This window comes from Rathayibacter sp. AY1E8 (assembly GCF_002931415.1).
Lineage (GTDB): Bacteria > Actinomycetota > Actinomycetes > Actinomycetales > Microbacteriaceae > Rathayibacter.
Window position 1 is genome coordinate 23,666 of record NZ_PSVI01000017.1, and the last position, 21,461, is coordinate 45,126.

Here is a 21,461-nt window from a genome sequence, read left to right on the forward strand (position 1 = left end):
GGCGTTCCGGCCGGCGTCAGTAGAGCAGGCCGGTGAGCCGGGCCCGAGCCTTGTTGACGCGCGGGTCGGTCTGACCGACGATCTCGAAAAGCTCCAGGAGGCGCGCGCGGACGGCGGCCTTCCCGTCGGCGTCGAGGCGCGGGAACATCGAGAGCAGCCGGTCGAAGGCGTCCTCGACGTGGCCACCCGAGACGTCGAGGTCGGCGACGGCGAGCTGCGCGTCGAGGTTCGACGGCTCCGCCGCGGCGGTCGAGCGGATGTCGTCGAGCGTGCGGCCCTGGAGGCGGGCCAGCAGCCGCACCTGAGCGAGACCGGCTACCGCGAGGTCGTCGCGCGGGTTCTGCGCGATGGCGGTCTCGTACTCGGTGATCGCCGCGGCGTAGTCGCCCCGGTCGATCGCGTCGTAGGCCTCCTGGTGGTGCGGCGGCAGCGGCTCCGTCTCGGGCTCCGCGCCCTCGGCGGGAGCGGCTCCCTCCACCGGCACCGTGCTCGTCACACCGTTCTGAGCGGCGAGCTGGAGGACCTGCTCGAGCAGGTCGCGCAGCTGCTCCTCGGCGACGAGGCCGCTGAACAGGGGCACCGGGCGGCCGCCGATGATCGCGGCGACCGTCGGCACGGACTGCACCTGGAACGCCTGCGCCAGCTGCGGGCTCGACTCCACATCGACCCCGACGAGCACGAACGCGCCGGCGTACGAGACGACGACCTTCTCGAGCAGCGCGGTCATGCTCTGGCTCTGGTCCGACCAGGAGCCGCGCAGGTCGACGATCACCGGCACGCGCGACGAGAGCTGGACCACCTGGTCGAACTCGGCGTCGCCGGCGGTCAGCAGCAGCGGATTCGCGCCGGGCGCGCCTCCGGGAGCGGCGGGCGCGGCCGGGGCGCCGGCGGAGGCGGCGGGCGGGGTGCGGCGGTTCACCAGCGACGAGAGGTCGACGGCGCCGCGGAGGTTTCCGGGCAGGGGCGGGACGGTGCTCACGGCAGCTGCACCACCGAGACGAGTCCCTGGCTCCATCCGAGCATCACGATCTTCTCCTCCGATCCGACGGGCGGTACGTAGAACAGCAGTTGGTATCCGTAGGTGGTCTCGATGCCGGTCGTCGACTTGTCCGTGCCCAGCAGGGTCTGCGAGGCGCCGGAGGTCGAGACGGTCGAGCCCTCGGCAGTGGGGCGGACGGTCGACGTCTCGGTGATGCTCGCCGCGACGAGGGCCCCCGAGTCGTTCGTCGCGAGCGCGATCGTCGGCGACGTGCCGGCGGCGTTCGAGAACTCGATCGAGGCGGTGTCCGGCAGCGCCTCGCGGTCGGCGTTCTTCTTGTCGACGCCGACCTGGCCCCGGAGGGTGTCGCCGTCGGCCGCGAAGAGCTCGGCGTACTGGCTCGAGTCGCCGTTGGCGAGCACGTCGGCATACGCGGAGCCGACGGTCTGCGGGGCGAGCTTCATCAGGCGCGAGTCGGGCGCCACGATCGACGTACCGACGGTGACGGGCGCGACGTCGGGGATGCGCGCGTTGGCCTCGAGCGAGATGGCGTAGTCGACCTTGTAGTCGACGCGCGGGCTCGCCTGGCTCATCATCAGCGCGATCGGGGCCTGGGTGGTGTCCGTCGAGTTCTGCACGACGGCGGTGACCAGGCGCGGCCACGACTCCGTGTCCTGCGGGAGCACCAGGCTCACCGGGGAGGCCGGGATCGTCTGCGGCGGGTCGATCGTCCCGCCCTTGGCGACGACGTCGTAGTTCGTGGTGCGCTCGGTGAGCGCCTCGCCCTGGAAGCGCTCGGCCAGGATCCCGGCGTCCCGGGCGGCGTCGGCGCGCGACGCGACATCGGCGACCTGGGCGACGACGGCCTCCGCCTGCTGCGTGGTGACCACGGGGGTCGGCTCGGCCGAGACCGGCTCTGCCCCCGCGGTCGCCGTGGCGGACGCGGTCGGCGCCTCGCTCGCGCCCGCGGCGAGATCAGGCCAGTAGTCGGAGCTGCAGCCGGAGAGGAGGACCGTCGTCCCGAGGACGACGGGCAGCACCAGGGCGGCCCGGCGGCGCGAGGGCGCCGGCGACGCCGTGGAGGCCTGGATCCCGGCACGCGGCCGGGGGCGGCGGGCACCGCGGGGGATCCGACCCTGCGGTCCCTTCCGGCGCGGGCCGTGCTGACGGCGCAGGTGGACGAAGGCCCAGATGTAGAGGACGAGGCCGAGGAGGAGGAACACGGCTCCTCCGAGCAGCAGCGGGCCGGCGAGGGGCGTCGCGGTGTCCACGGGCCAGCTGACGCGCACGGAGTCGGCTGCCGGCGCGGTGCCGTCGCTCGCGATGAGGATGGAGACGTCCTCCGGCACGTCGAGCGCCAGGGTCACGCTCCCGCTCCCCTCGAACTCCTCGAGCCAGAGGTCGGAGCCGCGCGGATCGACGACCGCCGCGTCGGCGGTCTCGACGTCGGAGGAGAGCTGGACGCGCTCCCCCGTCTCCTCCGCGGAGGTGAGGGTGTCGTCGGCGCGCTCGTAGCCGATGGCGTCGTAGCTCGAGCCGCCCACCCAGCCCAGCACGTCGGAGGTCCGGGCGTAGGCGACGACGAGGTCGCCGCTGCCCTCGACCGTGATCGTCTGGCGTCCCGGGTTGGCGCCCAGGGTGCTGCCGTCGATCACCGCGTAGGGAGCGGAGGAGTCGAGCGCGGTCTCGGCGGTGAGGGACTCCGGAGGAGCCCAGACCGTCCGCTGACCGATGCCGAGCACGATCATCGCGGCAGCGATGACGGTGGCGATGATGGCGAAGACGAACCGCACGAAAGAACTCCTCCTGCGTTGCCGGATCGGGGTGACGGCCGGGGCCGGCTCGGGGTACGCAGCCGGACCGGGGCGCGACGGCAACAGACAAAGACAGTCCACGATAGCCGATGCCCTCGCTCCGATGCCCGGGAGAAGCCGAGAGTGCGGCCGGAGCGGCGCGCGGTGCGGGTGTCGCCCCGGCCGCGGCCTCCCTGCTGAATACACTTTCCCAGTGCCGCGAGCCCCACCGCGGTCCTGCTCTGAAGGAGACGACGTGGCGAACGACGAGGCCGAATTCACCCAGGTGTTCCGTGGCTACGACCGGGACGAGGTCGACAAGGCCGTCCAGGGCCTGCGCCGCGAGCTCATCCACTCGAACACCCAGGCGGCCGAGAGCGGCCGCGAGGTGAAGCGCCTGTCCTCCCGGATCGAGGGCCTCGAGAAGGAGCTGCAGCAGGTCGGCACTCCCACCTACGCCGGCCTGGGCGCCAAGCTCGAGCACACCCTGCGCGTGGCCGAGGAGCAGTCCGAGCGGATCATCGCCCAGGCCGAGAACGACGCCTCCGCCCTCCGCCGCTCCACCCGCGACGACGGCGACCGCATCCTCCAGGAGGCGCGCGACGAGGCCGAGCGCCTGGTGACCGAGGCGCGCCGCCGTGCGGACCGGACCCGCGACGAGTCCGAGGCGCAGGCCGCGGCGACGCTCGGCAAGGCCGCCGACGACCGCGACGTGATGACCCAGGACGCCGTCCGCGAGGCCGCCGCGATCCGCGGCACCGTGGCGACCGAGGCCGCCGAGACCCGCGCCACCGCGAAGCGCGAGGCCGCCGCGATCCGCTCCGAGGCCGAGCGCGAGGCCGCGGAGATGCGCGCCGTCGCCGCCCGCGAGATCGAGGTCGCCCGCGCCGAGGCCGCCCGCCTCGCCCAGGCCAACGAGCTCCTGCGGGCCGAGGTCGCCTCCGAGGTGGACCGGCTCCGGGCGGCCGTCGAGGCCGAGGTCGCCCAGGCGCGCGCGGCGGTCGAGGCCGAGGTGCTCTCGACCCGCGCCGCGCTCGACGCCGAGGTCGCCGCAGTCCGCGCCGAGGGCGCGCGCGAGATCGCCGACCAGCGCACCCGGCTCACCCAGGAGCGCGCCGAGGCCGTCGCCGTGCTCGACGCCGAGCTGGCGGGCCTGCGCGCCGCGTCCGCCGACGAGGCCGCTGCGCTCTCGCGCGAGGTCGAGCAGGCCCGGATCGACCTGGTGGTCGAGCTCGCCGCGCGCCGCGAGGAGGCGGACCGCGACGACCTGCTCCGCCACCAGGAGGCCGTCGCGCAGACCCAGCGCTACCTCGACGAGTCGAACCTGCAGCTCGCCGACGCCATCCGACGCGCGAACGACAAGCGCCTCGAGGCGGACGCCCTCCGCAGCGACGCCCTCGACGACACGACGCGACTGCGCCGGAAGGCCCAGGACGACTCCGACGCCCTCCTCGACGACGCGCGCGACCAGGCGCAGAAGCTCGTCGCGGACGCGGAGCGCCGCAGCCGCGAGCTGATGGACACCGCCGAGCGGCGCCTCGACGAGATCCGCACCGAGCGCGACGCGATCGCCGGCTACGTGTCGGGACTGCGCGGGCTCATCGGCCACATCGACGGACTCGCGGACGACAGCGACGGCGACGGCTCCGACGGCAGCGGCCCTGACGGCAGCGGCTCCGACGGCGGCTCGTCCGGCCGCTAGGCGGTCGCTGGGCGGGCGGGCTCAGCCGAGCTCGCCCGCCCACTCCGTCGGCAGCGGGGACGAGGCGGGCGCGACCACGCGCACGATCTCGTCGAGGACGCGCCGGGTCTGCGCCTCGCCGACCCAGAGGTGCTTCCCGCCCTCCACAGCGACGAGGTCCAGCTGCGGCACGCTCGCGAAGCGCTCGGCGGCCGCCTCCGGCCGCAGGTAGTCGTCGAACTCCGGGACGAGCGCCACGAGCGGGCGGCCGTCCTCGCCCCAGGCGGCGACCTCCTCCGCGCTCGTGCGGTGCAGCGGCGGCGAGAGCAGGATCGCTCCCTCGACGGGGTGCTCCCTCCCCCACTTCAGCGCGAGCTCGGTGCCGAAGGACCAGCCGACCAGCCAGGGGTGCGGCAGTCCGCGGTCCGCGACGAGGGCCAGGGCTGCGGCGACGTCGGCGCGCTCCTCGATGCCGTGTCCGAACGCGCCCTCGCTCGTGCCGCGCGGCGACGCGGTGCCGCGGGTGTTGAAGCGGAGGACCGCCAGGTCGGCGAGCGCGGGCAGCCGGGCGGCGGCCTTCCGCAGGATGTGCGAGTCCATGAAGCCGCCGTGGGTGGGCAGCGGATGCAGGGTGACCAGGGTCGCGACCGGCTCGTGCTCCAGGGGCAGCGCGAGCTCCCCCACCAGGGTCAGGCCGTCGGAGGTGTGCAGCTCGACGTCCTCGCGGCGGGCGGGGAGGACGACGCCTCCGCGGATCTCGTGGGTCATCGTGCTCCTCGGATTCTCCAGCAGTGCGTGTGCCAGTGGCGGCGGCCGGCCAGGTCGGCCGCGTCGCCGAGCGCGCCGTCGGCCCGCCAGGTGACCAGGTGCGGCTGGCCGATGTCGATGGTGAGCCCGCAGCCCGGGCAGAGGTAGTTCTTCACGGCCCGCGCTGCGGAGACGGGCTGGACGTTCCACTCCCGGCCGGCGTGCGACTCGGTGCGCCGGAAGCCGGCGAGCATCTGCGAGAGGTCGCGCTGCTCGTCGTCGTCGTCACGGCGGCCGCCCCGGGGTCTGTTGCTGCGCGGCATCTCCCCAGTCTAGGAGGCCGCCGCCGGGCCCCTCCCGTCAGTGGGAGCTGTCGTCCATCTCGAGCCGGGTCTCCTCGGCGTCGAGCATCAGCTGCGCCCGCCGCAGCGTCCGCGAGGAGTAGACCCCGCGCCCCCGGGCGTCCAGCAGTGCCTCCCGCTCGGCGAGCAGGACCGCTCGGCGCAGCCGCAGGTACTGCGCGTGCGGGCCGAGGGGCGCATCCTCCGCGCGGCCGACCTGTTCCCACGCCACCTGCGAGCGGGTCAGAGTGTCGCGGCGCACGCGCTCGAGGACGCGCTCGCCCGCCTCGCCGTCGGGCAGCTCCGCCACCGCCTCGGGGAGGGCCTGGATGCCCGTGGCCGCGACCTCGTCGAGCAGCGTCGCGAGCTCGCGGCGGTCGGCCTCTCCGTCGGTGCCCTGGATGCCGGTGAGCCGGATCAGCGCGGGGAGCGTCGCACCCTGCAGGAGCAGCGTCACGACGGCGACGGTGAAGGCGATCAGGATCAGCTGGGAGCGGTAGGGAGTCTCGTCCGGCAGCGACTGGGCCGCGGCGAGCGTGACCACGCCGCGCATCCCGGACCAGGACAGGACGACTCCGCCGCGCCAGCCGAACGCCTCGCTCGCGGTCGCGGCCAGGTCGGTCTCGCGCCGGAGGTAGAGCCGCTCCGCTCTCACCTGCCGCCGCCGGAAGCGCTCATCGCTGGTGGCGCTGTTGCGCAGTCGCATGAGGCCCACCGCCAGCCGCCGGTTGATCCGCTCCGCCCGCCGACCGGAGCTGCGCAGCCACAGGAGCAGCGGCCACACGAAGAGGGCCCGCAGCACGATCAGGATGACCACGGTGGCCAGACCCAGCAGCACCGCGGTGCCCACTCCGAACTCGCCCGGGTCCACGACCCCGGAGACGATCGCCTTGATCTCGGCGCCCATGAGCAGGAAGACGCCGTTCTCGAGCAGGAACTGCGCCGTCCGCCAGTTCACCCGCTCGCTGATCCGCGACTGCGGCGAGAGGAAGCGCGCGCTGTTGTGCCCCGTGTAGATCCCGGTGACCACGACGGCGAGCACCCCGGACGCGCCCAGCTCCTCGGCCGGGATGTAGGCCAGGAACGGCACGGCGAAGGACACGGCGGTGTCGAGCACCGGGTCCCGCAGCTTCGAGCGCACGAAGACGGTGAGCACGCCCATCACCAGTCCGAGGACGATCGCCATCAGGACGGAGTAGACGAAGAGGACCCCCACCTCGCCCACGTCGATCGCGTCGGTCGTGACGGAGGCGCCGACCACGGCCGCCGCAGCCGTCGCGGCGCGCAGCAGCACCAGCGCCGACGCGTCGTTCACGAGGCTCTCGCCCTCGAGCACCGTCACCAGGCGGGGCGGGAGTCCGAGCTTCTTGCCGATCGAGGTCGCGGCCACCGCGTCGGTCGGGCTCACGACGGCGCCCAGAGCGATCGCTGCGGGCAGGCTCAGATCGGGGAACACGAGGTAGAGGAAGCCGCCCACCACGAGGGCGGTCACGACGACCAGCAGCACCGAGAGCCCGAAGATCGAGCGCAGGTTCCGCCGGAAGTCGGTGAGGGGCACCTGGATCGCGGCCGAGTACAGCAGCGGCGGCAGCACGCCCGCGAGGATCAGCTCGGGCTCGACCTCGATGTCCGGGACCCCGGGGAGGTAGGACGCGCCGATACCGATGACGACCAGGAGCAGCGGTGCGGCGATCCCGAGGCGGCTCGAGAACCGCGCGACGGTGACGACCGTGATGATCCCGACGACCCCGAGCAGCGCGTAATCCACGGCACCAGGGTAGCGAGAGCCTCAGCCCGCCGGACGCGGTGCCGAGCGGAGGGGAACGATCAGTACCAGCCGACCGATTCGGAGTGGGCCCAGGCACCGCAGGGCGAGCCGTAGCGGCCGGAGATGTAGCCGAGGCCCCAGGTGATCTGGGTGCTCGCGTTGGTCGCCCAGTCGGAGCCGGCCGACGCCATCTTGCTGCCGGGGAGTGCCTGCGGGATGCCGTAGGCACCGCTGGACTTGTTCTCGGCGTAGACGTTCCAGCCGGACTCGCGGTTCCAGAGGAGGACGAGGCAGTCGTACTCGCTGTCGGCCCAGCCGCGCTGCACGATCATGTCGTACGCGATCGCCCTCGCGGATCCGGGATCCGGAGCGGCGGCGCGCTGGACGGGAGCGGCGGTCTCGGCCTCGGCGGAGCCCGACTCCTCCTCGTCGACGGTCGCGGAAGCGGTCTGAGTCTCGGTCGGAGTGGGCGTCGGGGTCGGAGTGGGCGTCGGCTTCGCCTCGGCGCCGAACGAGTCGCGCTGGACGGTCCGCTCGACGGCGTCCGCGACGACGAGCCGCTGCGCGGAGTCGCCGTTGAAGCGCGCCGGGGCCTGGTAATAGGGGGAGGCGACCGCGCCGCTGGACGGATCGACGACGTTCACCATGGCGAACGCGATCGACGCCGTGAAGGCCAGCACCGTCACCGGGATCCGAGCCCAGGAGCGCCGCACCGGGGTCTGGTGCGGGACCGCCGGGCGACCGCTGGTGCGGTTCGCGGGCGTGTGGGCGACGGAGGTCTGAGGATGCTGAGCCACGATTACGAAAGCATAACGGACGATGACCTGATCGGCCAGCAGATCCGGCTCCGGTCAGCGGACCGCCAGCATCACATCGACGACCGTGTCGAGCAGCAGGTCGACCTGCGCCTCGGCGTACCCGCCGCGCTGCGGGGCGAAGGAGACGGTCCGCACGTCGTCCACGGTCAGCACCGATCCGTCGCGGAAGTACCCGGAGATCCGGTCGGCGAAGGCGTCGACCTGGCGGATGTTGTAGCCCGTCGTGAGAGCGCCGGCCCGGGTGAACCGCTCGCGGGGAGCGCGGGCCAGCCGGTTCACGATCTCCTGGGCGGTCGACCGCGCGTCCGCGAGCCACGCCTCCTCGCCCCGGGCCGCGATCGCGTACTGGCGCTCCCGCAGGGCGAAGGCGTCCTCGAGGCGCTCGAGCGCCGCATCGACGTGGGGCGCGGAGTAGCCGCCCTTGCGCAGGGTGAACGCGGTGTGGCGCAGGTCAGCGGCGCGGAGGTCCGCCGGTCCCCCGGAGAGCTGCGAGTAGGCCTCGCGCGCCGACGCGAGGAAGGAGTCGACCTCGGCCGTGTCGTAGCCGGGACGGGACTCGCGGGCTCGGGGGAAGGGAGCGGTCATCCCGACATCATGCCAAGCCGCGCGCCGGGAGCGGAATCGGCACGCCCCGGTGAGGCGCCCGCTCAGTGGGCGAAGACGAAGTACAGCACGTAGGCCGCGGCGGCCGACGGCAGGATCGAGTCCAGCCGGTCGAGGACTCCTCCGTGGCCGGGCAGCCAGGAGCTCATGTCCTTGATGCCGATGTCGCGCTTGATCAGCGACTCGGCGAGGTCGCCGAGCGTCGCGGTGAGCAGCACCACCGCCCCGAACACCGCGCCGACCCACCAGGGCTGGCCGAGCATCAGCAGGGCGAGCAGGACGCCGACGCCGATCCCCGCGACGGCCGCACCGGCGAACCCCTCCCAGGTCTTCTTCGGGCTGATCCGCGGTGCCATCGGGTGCTTGCCCCAGGTGAGTCCGCTCACGTAGGCGCCGGTGTCGACGACGATCACGAGCACCAGGAACGCGAACGCCCAGAGCTGGCCGCCGGGCTCGGCGACGAGACGGATCGCGAAGGCGCCGAGGAAGGTCGTGTAGCCCTGGACGAACGCGCCGAGGCCGATGTCGAGGGCGAGGTCCCTCCGGCTGGAGGCGGTGCGCCGGAAGAGCTGCTCCCCCAGCCGCCAGAGGCCGACGAGGACGGATCCGCCGAGGACCGTGGCCCACGCGGCGCCGAGGCCGCCGTAGTAGGCGGCCGGCACGGCGACGACCGCCACGATCCCGGTCGGGATGCGCGGGATGTCCCGACCGGCGTGGCGCAGAGCGTTCGAGAGCTCCAGCGCCGCGAGCAGCACCACCACCCCCGCGAGCACCATGAAGAGCTCCTTGACCAGGAGGAGGCTGACGACCATCGCGCCGCCGCCGAGGAGTCCGATCGCGGTCGCCGACACGAGGTTTCGGCCGGAGCGCGCGGTCAGGCGGTCGTTCGTCGCCTCGAGCTGGGCGCGGGTCGCCTCGAGCTGGCGCTCGACGTCGGCCCGGCCCTGCTGGGCGCGCGCACGTAGCGCGTCGCGGGTGACCATCCGGGATCCCCGGGCACCCGGGACGTGCGGAGACGGTCTCTTCTCGCCGCCCCCGGGTCCTTCGGGGATCTCGGGCACCGCTACACCTCGAGCAGTTCGGATTCCTTGCGCTTGAGCGCCTCGTCGATCGCGTCGACGTGCTGCTTCGTGAGCGCCTCGAGCTCCTTCTCGCCGCGGGAGAGCTCGTCGTCGCCGATGTCGCCCTTCAGCGCGTCGAGGTCGTCCTTGCCCTTGCGGCGGATGTTACGCACCGCGATCTTGGCGTCCTCGGCCTTGGTGCGGACGATCTTGACGAACTCCTTGCGGCGCTCGGCGGTGAGCTCCGGCAGGGTCACCCGGATGATCGTGCCGTCGTTGGTCGGGTTCGCGCCGAGGTTCGGCATGTCCCGGATGGCCTGCTCGATGTCGCGGAGCGAGCCCTTGTCGTAGGGCGTCAGGACGAGCGTGCGGGCCTCCTGGTTCTGCATCGAGGCGAGCTGCGACAGCGGCGTCGGGGTGCCGTAGTAGCTCACCAGCACCTTCTGGAACATGCCGGGGTTCGCGCGTCCGGTGCGGACCGTGGAGAAGTCCTCCTTGGCGACCTCGACGGCCTTGCCCATCTTGGTCTTCGCGTCGGCCAGTACATCCGAGATCACAGGGAGCTCCTTAAGAGAGGGAAGTGGTCAGTCTAGTTCGAGACGAGCGTGCCGAGCTCGGCGCCGCGGATGGCCTTCGCGACGTTGCCCGAGGGCTCCATGCCGAAGACCTGCATCGGCATGCCGTTGTCCATGCAGAGGCTGAACGCGGTGGAGTCGACCACCTTGAGGCCCCGCTGGAGCGCCTCCTGGTAGGTCAGCGCGTCGAGCTTCTTCGCGTCGGGGTTCGTCCGCGGGTCGGCGTCGTACACGCCGTCCACGCCGTTCTTGGCGACGAGGACCACGTCGGCGTGCGTCTCGAGCGCCCGCTGCGCGGCGACCGTGTCGGTCGAGAAGTACGGGAGTCCGGCGCCGGCGCCGAAGATGACGACGCGGCCCTTCTCCATGTGCCGGATCGCCCGGCGGGGGATGTAGGGCTCCGCGACCTGCGTCATCGCGATCGCTGACTGCACGCGCGTCTCGGCGCCCGCCTGCTCGAGGAAGTCCTGGAGGGCGAGGGCGTTCATCACCGTGCCCAGCATGCCCATGTAGTCGGCCCGGCCGCGGTCCATGCCGCGCTGCGAGAGCTCGGCTCCGCGGAAGAAGTTGCCGCCGCCGACGACCACCGAGATCTCCACCTCGGTCGCGGCATCGGCGATCTCGCGCGCCAGGGCGCTGATCACGTCCGGGTTCACGCCGAGCGTGCCGGCTCCGAACGCCTCCCCCGACAGCTTCAGAAGCACCCTGCGGCGCTTGCCCGTCGTCATCGCATCCGTCTCCGTCATGGACGTTTCCTCCCGTAGACCCGTACAAACCTATCCCGCGCGGAGCGGGCCCCGCGACCACGCCCGGGGCCGCCCCGGGCAGAGCGAAGGGAGCCCGGGTCGACTGAACGACCCGGACTCCCTCCTGCAGTGCTGTTAGGCGCCGACCTTGAAACGGGCGAAGCCCGACACGGTCAGGCCCGCGTCGCTCAGGACCTTGCTGACGGACAGCTTGTTGTCCTTCGCGTAGTCCTGGTCGAGCAGCGCGACCTGCTTGAAGTACGCGTTCACGCGTCCCTCGATGATCTTCGGCAGGGCGGCCTCGGGCTTGCCCTCGCCGCGCGAGATCTCCTCGACGATGCGGCGCTCGTTGTCGACCTCGGACTGCGGCACGTCCTCGCGCGAGAGGTAGGACGGGTTCGCGAACGAGATGTGCTGGGCGACGGAGCGCGCGGTCTCGGCGTCCTCACCCGCGTAGCCGACGACCACGCCGACCTGCGGGGGCAGGTCCTTGTTCGTCTTGTGGAGGTAGATCGCGAAGTGCTCGCCCGAGACGGAGGCCACGCGGCGCAGCTCCACCTTCTCGCCGAGGATCGCGGCCTCGTCGTTGATGAGGTCGGCGACGGTCTTGCCGTCGGCGGGGGCCGCGAGGGCCTCCTCGACCGTGGTGGAGCCGGCGGCGACCACCGCGGCGAGCACGGCGTCGGCGAGGGCGATGAACTTCGTGCCCTTGGCGACGAAGTCGGTCTCGCAGGCGAGCTCGATCATCGTGGCGACGCCGTCCTTCTCGGCGGCGGCGACGAGGCCCTCGCTCGTCGAGCGGTCGGCGCGCTTCGCGTTGCCCTTGGCGCCCTTGAGGCGGAGGATCTCGACCGCCTTGTCCAGGTCGCCGTCGGCCTCGACGAGCGCGTTCTTCGTGTCGACCATGCCGGTACCGAGCTGCTCGCGCAGCGTCTTGACGTCAGCGAGGCTGAAATTTGCCATGTTCTCGGAACTCCTCTTGGTTCGGAAACCCTGTGGCGCCGTCACTCGCGGCGGGCTCACGGGAGGAGCCCAGCACGCCGAGGTGACGGCGGTTCTTACTCGTGGTGAACGTGCACCGACCGAGCGGGGGCCGGACGACCGCGGGTGCGGCGTCCGACCCCCGTCACGGAACGGGGTGTCAGGCGGTGGCGGTCTCGTCGGTCGAGGTCGCAGCGGCGTCGGCCTCGGGGGCCTCCTCCGCGGCGGGGGTCTCGGCCTCGACGACGGCCTCGTCGGCGGTCTCGGCCTCGGCGTCGGCGACCTTCTCGGTCTCCGCGCCGGCCTGCTCGTTCGGCTCCTGCACGTCGGCGGCGGGCGCACCGGTGGAGAGCAGCTCCTGCTCCCACTCGGCCAGCGGCTCGACGGCGGAGACGTTGCCCTCGGCCTCGGGCTTCTGGTGGCGCTGGATGAGGCCCTCGGCCGCGGCGTCGGCGACGATGCGGGTGAGCAGGCTCACCGAGCGGATCGCGTCGTCGTTGCCCGGGATCGGGTACTGGACCTCGTCCGGGTCGCAGTTCGTGTCGAGGATGCCGATGACCGGGATGCCCAGCTTCTTGGCCTCGTCGATCGCGAGGTGCTCCTTCTTGGTGTCGACGACCCAGAGGGCCGACGGCGTCTTCGAGAGGTTGCGGATGCCGCCGAGCGACTTGTGCAGCTTGTCGAGCTCGCGCTTCTTGATGAGGAGCTCCTTCTTGGTGAAGCCGCTCTTCGACGTGTCGTCGAAGTCGAGCTCCTCCAGCTCCTTCATGCGGGCGAGGCGCTTCGAGACCGTCTGGAAGTTGGTCAGGAGACCGCCGAGCCAGCGCTGGTTCACGTAGGGCTGGCCGACGCGGGTCGCCTGCTCCGAGATCGCGTTCTGCGCCTGCTTCTTGGTGCCGACGAAGAGGATGGTGCCGCCGTGGGCGACCGTCTCCTTGACGAAGTCGTAGGTCTTGTCGATGTAGGCCAGCGACTGCTGGAGGTCGATGATGTAGCTGCCCGAGCGCTCGGTCAGGATGAAGCGCTTCATCTTCGGGTTCCAGCGACGGGTCTGGTGCCCGAAGTGGACGCCGCTGTCGAGCAGCTGGCGCATGGTGACGACTGCCATGAGTCGTTCTCCTTGTCTCGGGGCCCGGGCGCACGACGGCGCCGAACTCCCGTTCGGTTGTCTGCGACGGCCGGTCGGCACGTCGCCCTGGCGCCCGGCGCACTCCCGCCCCGGCCGCGTGAGCGGAAAGGGACCGTGGGGAGCGGAGGCCGAATGGGCGCGCGTAGTCACCCCGACGAGCGAGGTGCTCCGTGGAGTCTAGCACCAGGACGGCCGCCTCCCCCGCTGCTGCGGGAGGGCGGCCGTCGGGGCGCGGGAGGCCGGTGCTACTTGCGCGCCGACTTCATCACGGTGCGGATGTGCAGGGTGTCCATCTCCTCCAGCGAGCGGCCCTTGGTCTCGGGCACGAACATGAAGACGAACACGAACGAGATCGCCGCGAAGGCGGCGTAGAGGCCGTAGGCCAGGGTGAGCGACACGTCCTGCGAGAGGATCGGGAACGTCACCGTGATGGCGAAGTTCGCGATCCACTGGGCCGAGGCCGCCAGGCCGAGCGCGGCCGCTCGGATCCGGTTCGGGAAGATCTCGCCGAGGAGGACCCACACCAGCGGGCCCCAGGTCGCACCGAAGAAGACGACGAACGCGTTCGCCGAGACGAGGGCGATCGGCCCCCACGCGCCGGGCAGCGAGACGTCCTCTCCGCTGATCGTCGACTGGCTGAAGGCGATGGCCATCAGTGCGAGCGAGACGGCCATGCCGGCCGATCCGACCAGCAGCAGCGGCTTCCGGCCGACCTTGTCGACCAGGAAGATCGCCACGAAGGTGACGACGACGTTCACGACCGAGGTGAAGACCGAGATCGCGAAGGAGTTGGACTCGTCGAATCCGACCGCGCTCCAGAGAGAGGTGGAGTAGTAGAAGATCACGTTGATGCCCACGAACTGCTGGAACACCGACAGCAGGATGCCGACCCAGACCACCGGGAGCAGGCCGAGGGCGGGGCCGCGGAGGCTGGAGCGCTTCGCGTTCTCGGAGTCCTCGTCGATCTTCTTCTGGATGTCCGCGAGCGCCTCGTCGACCTCGTCGCGCGGCGTGACCGTCGCGAGCACCGCGCGGGCGTCCTCGGAGCGGCCGCGGGTCGCGAGGTAGCGGGGCGATTCCGGCAGGGTCAGGGCCAGGAGGCCGTAGATGACGGCGGGCACGGCGCAGGCGATGAACATCCAGCGCCAGGCGGCGACGCCGAACCAGAAGGGCTCGGAGGCGCCGTCCGCGCCGTTCGCGATGAGGGTGTCCGAGAGCAGGGCGGCGAAGATGCCGAGCGTGATCGCCAGCTGCTGCAGCGACGCGAGGGCTCCGCGGATGGCCTTGGGCGCGATCTCCGAGATGTAGGTCGGAGCGATCACGGAGGCGATGCCGATGCCGAGGCCGCCGACCACGCGCCAGAGCACGAGGTCCCAGACCGCGAACGCCGCGCCGGCGCCGATGGAGGAGATGAAGAAGAGCCCGGCGCCGAGCAGCATGACCTTGATGCGGCCCCAGCGGTCGGCGAGGCGGCCCGCGAGGTACGCGCCGAGCGCGCAGCCGAGCAGGGCGGAGGCGACGGCGAAGCCGATCAGCGCGGCCGAGAGCTGGAACTCGCCCTGCACCGCCTCCACGGCACCGTTCACCACCGACGAGTCGAAGCCGAAGAGGAAGCCGCCGACCGCCGCCGCGATCGCGAGGCCGATCACCTTCCTCTTCAGCTTCGCCGCCGAGGGGTTCGGGATGTCCGCTCTCCCGCTGGTCGTGTCAGATCGTCCGCTGGTCATGGTCGTCTCCGATTCTCGCCGCCGGTGGGGGCGGGGTGCCGCTCCCGAGCCGGATCACCGGCACGTTACTCCTCGCCGCGGCACCGCCGGGACGGGTTGCGCTCTCCCCCGGCCGATGTCCTCCCTCCACAGCCGGGCCCGTCGCGCTCTCCTCCCCTGAACCGCTCGGCCGACCACCGGTCCCGGACCGGCTCCAGGAGGGTGGCCGCATGCTCCGATCCCGACTCCTGCGCCCGGGCGTGTTCGCCCTCGCCGCTCTGCTCGTCGGGGCGCCTCTCGGCGCCTCGCCCTCCGGCACCTCGTCCCCCGGCCGGTCCGACCCGCGGTGGACCTCCCCCGTCGCGGGCTTCTCCGTCGTGGAGCCGTGGGGCGCGCCAGCGCACCGCTACGCCCCCGGGCACCGCGGGATCGACCTCGCCGCAGCGGCCGGGCAGCCCGTGGTCGCCGTCGCTGCGGGTACCGTGTCGTTCTCGGGCAGGGTGGTCGACCGGTCCGTGGTGAGCATCGTGCACGCGGACGGTCTGGTCTCGACGGTCGAGCCGGTCGACGGATCGGTGACGGCGGGGCAGGTCCTCACCGCGGGCCAGCCCGTCGGAGCAGTGGGTGCGGGCGGCCACTGCGACGGGAGGTGCGTGCACCTCGGCGTCCGCGAGGGTGGCGACTACGTCTCGCCGATGCGGTTCTTCGGCGGGATCCCCCGGGCGGTGCTTCTGCCGATGGACGACGTGGCGCAGGGGGTTCAGCGAGTGGCGCGGAAGGGTGCGTCCAGCGACTCGCGCGTCCGGTCAGGCGCGGGGGTGGGCGAGGCGGTAGGCGTCGCGGATCCGCTCGGTCGAGACGTGGGTGTAGATCTGCGTGGTGCCCAGGCTCGCGTGGCCGAGCAGCTCCTGGACGGCGCGGAGGTCGGCTCCCCCGTCGAGCAGATGGGTCGCCGCGGTGTGGCGGAGGGTGTGCGGACCTGACGGTCCGGAGCCCTGCCCGCCGTCGAGGAGCCTCGCCACCACGCCGTAGACCGTGCGCGGGGTGAGGCGCGCGCCCCGCCGTCCCAGCAGCAGGGCCCCGCTCCCGTCGCCGGTGGCGAGAGAGGGTCGGGCGCGCTCCAGGTAGTCGACGAGCGCCTCCTTCGCGGGGACGCCGAACGGGACGACCCGCTGCTTGGCGCCCTTGCCGGTGACGAGCACGGTGAGCCTGCCGAGATCGACGTCGCCCAGGTCGACGGCGACCAGCTCGGAGACGCGGATGCCGGAGGCGTAGAGCAGCTCGACGATCGCGAGGTCCCGCAGCGCCACCGGGTCCTCGGTCGCGCCTCGCGCCGCGACCGTGTCGAGCACCTGTTCCGCCTGCGGGAGCGTGAGGACCCGCGGCAGTGTCCGTCCCGACTTGGGCGTCTTGAGGCGTGCGGCGACGTCGACGGGGAGCCGCTCGGTCCGCTGCGCCCAGGAGGAGAAGGAGCGGACGGCCGCGGTGCGCCGGGCGAGGGTCGCGCGGGCGATCCCCGACTCCGACTCTCGCCAGAGCCAGTCGCGCAGCAGCTCGAGGTCGAGCTCGGCGGTGAGGAGCCGCCCCTTCTCCTCCGTGTGGGCGATCAGGCGCACCAGGTCGGAGCGGTAGCCCTTCGCGGTGGCGGGCGAGAGGGACCGCTCGTCGAGGACGTACCGGAGGAAGTGCTCGACCGAGTCGGCGAGCGTCTCGCCGGTCATGATCCGTCCGGCATCCGCGACCAGAGGTCGATGCGCCCCTGCTCGTCGAGCCCCTCGAGCCGCTCGATCAGGTCGGTGCCGAACCGCGTCGCGATCGGGGCCGGTGCCGTCGGCACGAACGAGGCGGCCACCGTCTCCGGGTGGACGTGGACGAGCGAGAGGCTCTGCGCTCCGTCGACGCCGGCGAGCTCCCGCTCGGGCGCTCCGAGGTCCATCGTGTAGCTGGTGGCGCCGGCGACGAGCACGGGCACGCCCGCGAAGGTCGCAGCCGTGGGGTAGTGCAGGTGGCCGCCGAGGATCGCGCGGACGTCGGTTCCGCGCACCACCTCCTCGAGGCGGTCGATCCCCCGCAGCTCGAGCACGGTCATCGCGCCGAGCGGCGTGGGCAGCGGAGGGTGGTGCAGGGCGAGGATCGTCCCCAGCGGGGCCGGTGCGGCGAGCTCGTCCTTCAGCCAGGCCAGCTGGGCGTCGGTGAGGTCGCCGTGGTGGAAGCCGGGCACCGCGCTGTCGAGCGCGATGAGCCGGAGCCCGCCGAGGTCGACGACCTGGTCCACGGGTCCCGCGCCCGCCGGGTCCTGCTCGAGGAGCACCCGCCGGAACGCTCCGCGCTCGTCGTGGTTGCCCATCACCCAGACGATCGGGCAGCCTAACCGCTCGCCCACGGGGTCGAGCTGCTTGCGCACACGCCGGTAGGCGTCCTCCTCGCCGCGGTCCGCGACGTCCCCGGTCACCACGATCGCGTCCAGGCGTCCGCCGCGCTCGGCCAGCCGGCCGACCGCCTGCGCGAGGCGGGCGACCGTGTCGACCTTCCCGTAGAGCGGAGCGCCGTCGGCCAGCAGGTGCGTGTCGCTCAGATGCGCGATGACCCTGTCGGCGGCGCGGAAGTGCCCGAGCTGCGGGCGCTCTCCGCCGTGTCCTGCTGCCGTGGCGTCCATGCCGCTCCCCTCGCCGATGCCCCTTCAGCGTAGGGCGGACCGCCGACAGCGCCGCGGCGGCGGGGCCGCTCACCCGGGTGCCCGCTCCCAGTCCCCGTCCTCGGAACGGTGGACGCGTCCGTCTGCGAGGAGCGCACCCAGCGCCGACAGTGCCGAGTCGAGCGAATCCCCGGAGAGCCGGGCGACGGTTGCGGCGTCACAGCCTCCTTCGGATTCGACGACGGCCAGGACTCGCGCCTCAGCCGCGGTCAGCGCTCGGCACGATCCGTCGGTGTCGCCGACGGCGAGCAGTTCGAGCACATCCGCCGGCGACGTGACGCAGGTCGCCGCGTACTCGCGGAGGAGCCGGTGGCAGCCGGCGGAGGAGTCACTGGTGACCGGGCCCGGGACCGCACCGAGGGGGCGGCCCAGGGCAGCCGCGTGGCCGGCGGTGTTGAGGGATCCGGAGCGGGCGCCGGCCTCGACGACGACGGTGCCCGCGGTGGAGGCGGCGATGAGGCGGTTGCGCTGCAGGAATCGCCAGCGAGTGGGCGTGGTGCCCGGCGGGACCTCCGTTGCGACGGCGCAGCCGGGGGTGGCGATGATGCGGTGGAGGAGGTCGGCGTGAGCCGTCGGATAGAGGCGGTCCGCTCCCCCGGCGAGGAAGGCGACCGTCCGGCCTCCGGAGCCGAGGGCGGCACGGTGGGCGACCGCGTCGATCCCGAAGGCACCGCCCGAGACGACGGCGACGCCTCGCGCCGCGACGCCCGCGGCGAGCTCGGCGGCGACGTGCTCGCCGTAACCGGTCGCAGCGCGGGCGCCGACGAGGGCGAGGCGGTGCGGCGGATCGAAGGCGGCGGGATCACCGCGCAGCCAGAGCAGGAGTGGCGCGTGCGGCCCGAGGTCGTCGAGCGACTCGGGCCACACGGGAGCCCCGGGCAGGAGCAGCCGGGCGCCGAGTCGCTCGGCGATCTCGAGACGTCGGAACAGGAGCCTGCGGTCCAGGCGCGGTCGCCAGCGCGCCAGCCCCGACTGGAGCGCGGCGACCTCGGAGTCGAGAGGCGCGGGTGCCGGGCCTTCTTCGTCGGAGGGAGCGCGATGCGGGGGCGCGAGGATCTCCTCCGCGGACGACGAGGACACGACGTGGGCGAAGGCCTCGGCCGCGCCGACCCTCTCGATGAGGAGGGCTGCGACGGAGTCGCCGGGCTCGGTCAGAGAGTTCCAGCCGCACCGCGCTGCAGCGTCGACGAGTGCGCTCCGAGCGCAGCCGGACTCACCCGAAGGCTCGCCGTCGGCAGCCGAGTCCGGCTCGGCTGCACCGCTCGGCAGCAGTCGGCGAACAGCGTCGAGCTCCGCGCCGTCGAAGAGCGCGTCGGGCCGGATCACGCGGCACCTCCACGGAGGACGAGCGCGCGCGCGAGGTGGGCGGCACTCGGCCGGTCGGCCGCGTCGAGGTCCGCGAGCGTCCAGGCCAGGCGCAGGACCCGGTCGTAGCCGCGCATGGTCACCAGACCTCGCTCCAGAGCCCGGTCGAGCGTGCGGGACTCGGCACTGGTCGGGCGCACCGCGTCCGAGCGCAACCAGGCGCCGGAGACCTCCGAGTTGAGCGTCCACGGAGTGGAGGCGAGGCGAGCCGCTGCCAGGGACCGCGCCGCAACGACACGGGCGCGGGCCTGCGCCGTCGACATGCCGGACGTGTCTCGACGTGCGGCCAGCTGAGCCGCGCTGATGCGGCGGACCGTCAGGCGGATGTCGACGCGGTCGAGCAGCGGTCCGCTGAGCCGCGCGAGGTAGCGGCGGCGGACCGAGGGAGCACAGGCGCAGGTCTCTCCGGGGATGCCGAAGCGGCCGCACGGGCACGGGTTCGCCGCGAGGACGAGCTGCACCCGCGCGGGGAACTCGGCGACGGCGTTCGCGCGGTGGATGCGGATCACTCCGGATTCGAGCGGCTGGCGCAGCGCGTCGAGGGCGACGGACGAGAACTCGGGGGCCTCGTCGAGGAACAGCACTCCCCGGGTGGCGCGGGCGACCGCGCCGGGCCGGATGCGGCCGCTGCCCCCGCCGACGATCGCTGCGGACGAGGCGGAGTGGTGCGGACTCTCGAACGGCGGTCTGCGCACCAGCGCGCCACCGGTCGGCGCTCCGACCAGCGAGCGCATGCAGGTGGCCTCGAGCGCTGCATCGTCGTCGAGGTCGGGGAGGATGCCCGGCAGGCGCGAGGCGAGCATCGTCTTCCCGGCGCCGGGAGGCCCGAGCAGGAACACGTGGTGCCCGCCCGCCGCCGCGACGACCATCGCCTCGGCCGCCTCCTCGTTCCCCACCACGTCGGAGAGGTCGAGGCGGGCCTCCGGCTCGGACACCGTCTCAGACGGCGGCGCGGCCTCGGGGAGCACCGGCACTTCCCACTCGGCTCCGTGCCAGACGGCGGCCGCCGCCAGCGAGGAGACCGCGATCACCTCGACGCCGTCGACCAGCTCCGCCTCGAGCCGGTCCTCGACGGGGACCATCACGCGGCGCCTGCCCTCGCGGGCGGCCGCGAGCACCGCGGGCAGCACGCCCGGGACGGAGCGCAGCCGGCCGTCCAGGCCGAGCTCCCCGATGTGGACGACCGCGGCGACCGACTCCGCATCGACCTCGCGGAGCGACGCGAGCGCGGCCAGCCCGATGGCGAGATCGAAGGCGGAGCCGTGCTTGGGCATCGCGGCCGGCGAGAGGTTCACGGTGATCTTGTACTCGGCGATGGTGCTGCCGGAGTTGATCGCCGCCGAGCGCACCCGCTCCTTCGCCTGCGCGAGCGCGGCGTCGGGCAGGCCGATGATCACCATGCCAGGGGTGCCGTCGGCCGAGTGCGCCTCCACCCCGACCACGGCTCCCGCGAAGCCGACGAGACCGACCGCCGAGGTCCTTCCCAGGCCCATCAGGCCACCGCCCGCAGGTGCCGGATCTGCGACGGGACTCCCCCGGGCGCGACGATGCCGACCGCGTCGATCCGCAGGTGGCGGGAGCGCTCGTGGTGCTCGTCGGCCCAGGCGTAGGCGAGTCGCCGCAGGCGCTGCGCCTTGGCCCGCGTGATGGCCTCGACCGGAAGCCCGAAGCGCGTCGACGAGCGCGTCTTCACCTCCACCACGACCAGTGCCGACCCGTCGCGGGCGACGATGTCGAGCTCGCCCTCGCGGACCCGCCAGTTGCGGTCGAGGATCTCGAATCCGTTGTCTCTCAGGTGCGCCGCCGCGATCTCCTCGCCGCGCCGCCCCAGTTCGTCCTTGTCCATGCGTCCTCCTGCCGGAAGCGTGCCGGAGCAGGAACAAGCGCTGTACGGCCGGGAGGGGATCCGGGGAGAAGAGGGCCGAGGTGGCGGGTGGGGAGGGACGTCGGACCGGGGTCTCGATACGCCGCCGGGTGCGGCTACGCGACCAGCTGATGTATCCGCGCCGCCTGACGACGAGACGCGCGGAGCCGAGGATCCGAGAGAGCTCCGGAGCGGGGTGGGGCTCCTGGCACCGGGTCTCGATGCGCCGTCGGAGGCGGCTACGCGACCAGCAAGGGGTCCAGCGCCTGCCGCGACAGAGGGCTACTCGTCGAGCGCGAGCTCCTTGGGGAGCTCGAACTCCTTGCGGGAGAGCTCCTCGACGTTGACGTCCTTGAAGGTCAGCACGCGCACCGACTTCACGAAGCGGTCGGAGCGGTAGACGTCCCAGACCCACACGTCGCGCATGGTGAGCTCGAAGTAGAAGTCGTGCTCGGTGTCGCGGCGGACCAGGTCGACCTCGTTCGCCAGGTAGAACCGGCGCTCGGTCTCGACGACGTACGAGAACTGCGAGACGACGTCGCGGTACTCCCGGTACAGTGCCAGCTCGACCTCGCGGTCGTAGTCCTCGAATTCGTCCTCATCCATCGT

20 protein-coding genes and 1 pseudogene are annotated in these 21,461 nt (G+C 72.8%); 2 read left to right on the top strand and 19 right to left on the bottom strand.

Annotated features, from left to right (window positions below; translation table 11 throughout):
- Positions 1-16 precede the first annotated feature (16 nt).
- Together C5C74_RS06985 and C5C74_RS06990 are read right to left on the bottom strand one after the other, a co-directional pair.
- Entirely contained in the window at positions 17-979 is a 963-nt protein-coding gene (locus tag C5C74_RS06985) for a tetratricopeptide repeat protein (protein ID WP_104351220.1), read from the bottom strand.
- Positions 976-2,772: a hypothetical protein gene (locus C5C74_RS06990; protein WP_104327712.1), complete on the bottom strand. Its 1,797-nt coding sequence runs from the start codon at positions 2,770-2,772 to the stop codon at positions 976-978. The genes C5C74_RS06985 and C5C74_RS06990 overlap by 4 nt, the downstream gene beginning before the upstream one ends.
- A gap of 256 nt (positions 2,773-3,028) precedes the next feature.
- On the opposite strand from C5C74_RS06990, the gene C5C74_RS06995 reads away from it, so the two are divergent.
- Positions 3,029-4,474 (top strand): DivIVA domain-containing protein, encoded by a 1,446-nt coding sequence (locus tag C5C74_RS06995; RefSeq protein ID WP_104262833.1) that lies wholly within the window; start codon positions 3,029-3,031, stop codon positions 4,472-4,474.
- 21 nt (positions 4,475-4,495) lie between these two features.
- On the opposite strand, the gene C5C74_RS07000 is transcribed toward C5C74_RS06995, so the two are convergent.
- The 11 genes from C5C74_RS07000 to C5C74_RS07050 all read right to left on the bottom strand — a co-directional run bounded on the left by C5C74_RS07000 (position 4,496) and on the right by C5C74_RS07050 (position 14,949).
- Positions 4,496-5,221 (bottom strand): alpha/beta hydrolase, encoded by a 726-nt coding sequence (locus C5C74_RS07000; RefSeq protein WP_104260591.1) that lies wholly within the window; start codon positions 5,219-5,221, stop codon positions 4,496-4,498.
- The gene (locus C5C74_RS07005) at positions 5,218-5,523 is read right to left on the bottom strand and encodes a hypothetical protein (protein ID WP_181027199.1); all 306 of its coding nucleotides are present in this window, start codon (positions 5,521-5,523) and stop codon (positions 5,218-5,220) included. Before C5C74_RS07005 ends, C5C74_RS07000 begins: the two co-directional genes overlap by 4 nt.
- Positions 5,524-5,560: 37 nt before the next feature.
- Positions 5,561-7,309 (bottom strand): sodium:proton antiporter, encoded by a 1,749-nt coding sequence (locus C5C74_RS07010; protein ID WP_104260590.1) that lies wholly within the window; start codon positions 7,307-7,309, stop codon positions 5,561-5,563.
- A gap of 59 nt (positions 7,310-7,368) precedes the next feature.
- On the bottom strand, positions 7,369-8,106 hold the full coding sequence (locus tag C5C74_RS07015) for a lytic transglycosylase domain-containing protein (RefSeq protein ID WP_258063486.1): 738 nt from the start codon (positions 8,104-8,106) through the stop codon (positions 7,369-7,371).
- 54 nt (positions 8,107-8,160) lie between these two features.
- Positions 8,161-8,712 (bottom strand): DivIVA domain-containing protein, encoded by a 552-nt coding sequence (locus tag C5C74_RS07020; RefSeq protein ID WP_104226865.1) that lies wholly within the window; start codon positions 8,710-8,712, stop codon positions 8,161-8,163.
- Positions 8,713-8,774: 62 nt separating this feature from the next.
- Complete coding sequence (locus C5C74_RS07025) at positions 8,775-9,713, bottom strand: phosphatidate cytidylyltransferase (RefSeq protein WP_104223892.1); 939 nt, start codon at positions 9,711-9,713, stop codon at positions 8,775-8,777.
- Between the two features lie 80 nt (positions 9,714-9,793).
- A complete protein-coding gene (frr, locus tag C5C74_RS07030; RefSeq protein ID WP_104223893.1) occupies positions 9,794-10,348 on the bottom strand; it encodes a ribosome recycling factor in 555 nt (184 codons plus the stop codon).
- Between the two features lie 32 nt (positions 10,349-10,380).
- Positions 10,381-11,094: a UMP kinase gene (pyrH, locus tag C5C74_RS07035; protein WP_374952923.1), complete on the bottom strand. Its 714-nt coding sequence runs from the start codon at positions 11,092-11,094 to the stop codon at positions 10,381-10,383.
- Positions 11,095-11,247: 153 nt separating this feature from the next.
- Positions 11,248-12,075 carry a translation elongation factor Ts gene (tsf, locus tag C5C74_RS07040; RefSeq protein ID WP_104223895.1) on the bottom strand — a complete coding sequence of 276 codons (828 nt, stop codon included), beginning with the start codon at positions 12,073-12,075 and terminating at the stop codon, positions 11,248-11,250.
- Between the two features lie 178 nt (positions 12,076-12,253).
- On the bottom strand, positions 12,254-13,201 hold the full coding sequence (rpsB, locus tag C5C74_RS07045) for a 30S ribosomal protein S2 (RefSeq protein WP_104223896.1): 948 nt from the start codon (positions 13,199-13,201) through the stop codon (positions 12,254-12,256).
- A gap of 266 nt (positions 13,202-13,467) precedes the next feature.
- Positions 13,468-14,949, bottom strand: a complete 1,482-nt coding sequence (locus C5C74_RS07050) for a sugar porter family MFS transporter (RefSeq protein ID WP_104223897.1) — start codon at positions 14,947-14,949, stop codon at positions 13,468-13,470.
- Positions 14,950-15,158: 209 nt separating this feature from the next.
- Between C5C74_RS07050 and C5C74_RS18040 the strand changes: the two are divergent.
- Positions 15,159-15,611: pseudogene (locus C5C74_RS18040) on the top strand (murein hydrolase activator EnvC family protein); the annotation flags it as partial.
- Between the two features lie 123 nt (positions 15,612-15,734).
- Here the strand turns inward: C5C74_RS18040 and C5C74_RS07060 are convergent.
- The 6 genes from C5C74_RS07060 to C5C74_RS07085 all read right to left on the bottom strand — a co-directional run bounded on the left by C5C74_RS07060 (position 15,735) and on the right by C5C74_RS07085 (position 21,458).
- Positions 15,735-16,649, bottom strand: a complete 915-nt coding sequence (locus C5C74_RS07060) for a tyrosine recombinase XerC (protein WP_104351222.1) — start codon at positions 16,647-16,649, stop codon at positions 15,735-15,737.
- Positions 16,646-17,584, bottom strand: a complete 939-nt coding sequence (locus tag C5C74_RS07065; protein ID WP_104351223.1) for a phosphodiesterase — start codon at positions 17,582-17,584, stop codon at positions 16,646-16,648. Before C5C74_RS07065 ends, C5C74_RS07060 begins: the two co-directional genes overlap by 4 nt.
- Before the next feature lie 69 nt (positions 17,585-17,653).
- Positions 17,654-18,949 (bottom strand): DNA-processing protein DprA, encoded by a 1,296-nt coding sequence (gene dprA, locus C5C74_RS07070; protein ID WP_258064116.1) that lies wholly within the window; start codon positions 18,947-18,949, stop codon positions 17,654-17,656.
- Complete coding sequence (locus tag C5C74_RS07075; RefSeq protein ID WP_104351224.1) at positions 18,946-20,481, bottom strand: YifB family Mg chelatase-like AAA ATPase; 1,536 nt, start codon at positions 20,479-20,481, stop codon at positions 18,946-18,948. Before C5C74_RS07075 ends, dprA begins: the two co-directional genes overlap by 4 nt.
- The gene (locus C5C74_RS07080; RefSeq protein WP_104223901.1) at positions 20,481-20,834 is read right to left on the bottom strand and encodes a YraN family protein; all 354 of its coding nucleotides are present in this window, start codon (positions 20,832-20,834) and stop codon (positions 20,481-20,483) included. Before C5C74_RS07080 ends, C5C74_RS07075 begins: the two co-directional genes overlap by 1 nt.
- Positions 20,835-21,134: 300 nt before the next feature.
- Positions 21,135-21,458: a DUF2469 domain-containing protein gene (locus C5C74_RS07085; RefSeq protein WP_055792576.1), complete on the bottom strand. Its 324-nt coding sequence runs from the start codon at positions 21,456-21,458 to the stop codon at positions 21,135-21,137.
- Positions 21,459-21,461 lie beyond the last annotated feature (3 nt).